The 1,953-nt window shown below is 69.9% G+C and carries 3 protein-coding genes; all 3 read left to right on the forward strand.

The window, feature by feature from the left end:
- Nucleotides 1–231 precede the first annotated feature (231 nt).
- The 3 genes from ACFWM7_RS35130 to ACFWM7_RS35140 all read left to right on the forward strand — a co-directional run bounded on the left by ACFWM7_RS35130 (nt 232) and on the right by ACFWM7_RS35140 (nt 1,861).
- Nucleotides 232–747, forward strand: a complete 516-nt coding sequence (locus ACFWM7_RS35130; protein ID WP_383268810.1) for a lytic polysaccharide monooxygenase auxiliary activity family 9 protein — start codon at nt 232–234, stop codon at nt 745–747.
- A gap of 184 nt (nt 748–931) precedes the next feature.
- Nucleotides 932–1,621: a TNT domain-containing protein gene (locus tag ACFWM7_RS35135; RefSeq protein ID WP_383268812.1), complete on the forward strand. Its 690-nt coding sequence runs from the start codon at nt 932–934 to the stop codon at nt 1,619–1,621.
- 6 nt (nt 1,622–1,627) lie between these two features.
- Nucleotides 1,628–1,861 carry a hypothetical protein gene (locus tag ACFWM7_RS35140; RefSeq protein WP_383268815.1) on the forward strand — a complete coding sequence of 78 codons (234 nt, stop codon included), beginning with the start codon at nt 1,628–1,630 and terminating at the stop codon, nt 1,859–1,861.
- Nucleotides 1,862–1,953 lie beyond the last annotated feature (92 nt).

Here is a 1,953-nt window from a genome sequence, read left to right on the forward strand (position 1 = left end):
GCAGGCTTGCGGGGGAGCCCGTCCATCGCACACCACCCTTGACGTGAACGCGTCGGTGGGTATGGTCTAGTCCAAGTGCAAGGCCTTTCCGGACACCTGTCATCAGGCGTGTCCGGCAAGGGACTTGCAGCCCTTCGCGCCTCTTGGCCCCACACTCGCGAGGCCTCGCCGTCGAAGCCGGACCCCCCACGGTCCGCCACCGCGCGGTGCGGTCTCATGTGAAGGAGAAGCATGCACGCGAAAAGGAAGACCGCACTCGCCGTCGGCGCCATGCTCGCCCCGGTTCTCGCCCTGAGCCTCCCGGCGACCTCCGCCAGCGCTCACGGCTACATCTCCAACCCGCCGAGCAGGCAGGCGCAGTGTGCCGCCGGAACGGTCAGCTGCGGTGCGATCAAGTACGAACCGCAGAGCGTCGAGGGCCCCAAGGGGCTCACCAGCTGCAGCGGCGGCAACAGCGGCTTCGCCGAGCTGGACGACGACTCCAAGGGCTGGTCGGTCACTCCGGTGAACCGTTCCCAGCAGTTCGAGTGGAAGATCACCGCACGCCACTCGACCAGCACCTGGCAGTATTTCGTGGGCGGCGAGAAGATCGCAGAGTTCGACGACGGCGGCGCGCAGCCCGGCGCGACCGTGACCCACCAGGTCGACTTCGGCAACAAGACAGGTCAGCAGAAGGTCCTGGCCGTCTGGAACATCGCGGACACCTCGAACGCCTTCTACGCCTGCATCGACGTCAACGTCAGCTAGCAGTCACGCCGGCCGGGGTCTGCACCCGGCCGTCCACCACGCCCCGGTCGCGCATCGTCGCGGCCGGGGCGCGGTGCTGTTCCCGGTGGCCGGAGAACGGCATGGCGCGAGGTCTGCGGGTAGTCGAGCGGTTACCCTACGTCAGCTGTCCTGATGGATCATCAGTGCTCAAGGGGACTCCTGAATGAACCGTATGCGTACCGCACTCGCCGCCCTCGGCATCACCGCCGGACTGATCACCGCCCCGACGGCGAGCGCCGCACCCGCACCGGCCGCACCGGGGCCCGACCGGCCCGCTCCCGCCGCCGAACGCCACGAACCGTGCACCGGGGAGTTCCGCGGCGACGCCCGCCTCGGGCCCAAGTGGCTGCCGAACAAGCGGCTCGCCCCGGTCGGCCCGCTCCTGAACGGCTACCAGCGCACCGGCGACCTCACCCCGAAGGACTTCCTGAAGAAGTATTGGGAGGGGCCCGCGGACACCGGCAGCTGGAAGTACCCGCCCAACGACGGCTTCGCCGAGGTGAACGGCGAGATCGACAAGGAGCCCGTGAAGCTCCGCACCGGCCAGCGCCTGGACCGCTTCGGCTCGGAGTACGGCGGCTATCTGGCCCCCGCGGGCGACGCCTACGCCGAGCGCGCCCTGCCCCCGCAGAACCTCAACACCCGTGACGCGGACACCCCGTGCGACTACCGCGTCTACAAGGTCGCCAAGCCCTTCTGGGTCTGGCAGGGCTCCATCGCCCCGTGGTTCGAACAGCCCGGCGGCGGTCAGCAGATCAAGCTCGACGCGGTGTTCCTCGACCCGGGCGAGGGACAGCGACTCAACGTGAAGTGGCTGCTGGACCATGCCTACCTGACGCCCGCCGGCGCGTAACCCGGCATGGACCGCCGGACCCTGCACGCCGCACTCGTCGAGGCACGGATCCCCGGCGGCTACTACCGGATCGAGGGCGTCCACGAGCCCGTGCCCACCCCGCCGGACTTCCTCTTCGTCCGGCGGGCCCCCGCCGGCGGCTGGGAGACCGGGGCGTTCGAGCGCGGAACGTACGACGTCATCGCCCGCCACCCGGACGAGGCCACCGCCTGCGCCCACCTGCTGAGCCTGCTCGTCTGAACCGCCCCGCTGTTTTGCCGCATCGGCAAATTTCCTTGTCCGGGCACCCGCATCGGCCGAATGATCGTGACCGGGCGGCCGGGCCCCCGGCC

This window comes from Streptomyces sp. NPDC058375, assembly GCF_042723425.1.
Lineage (GTDB): Bacteria > Actinomycetota > Actinomycetes > Streptomycetales > Streptomycetaceae > Streptomyces > Streptomyces durocortorensis.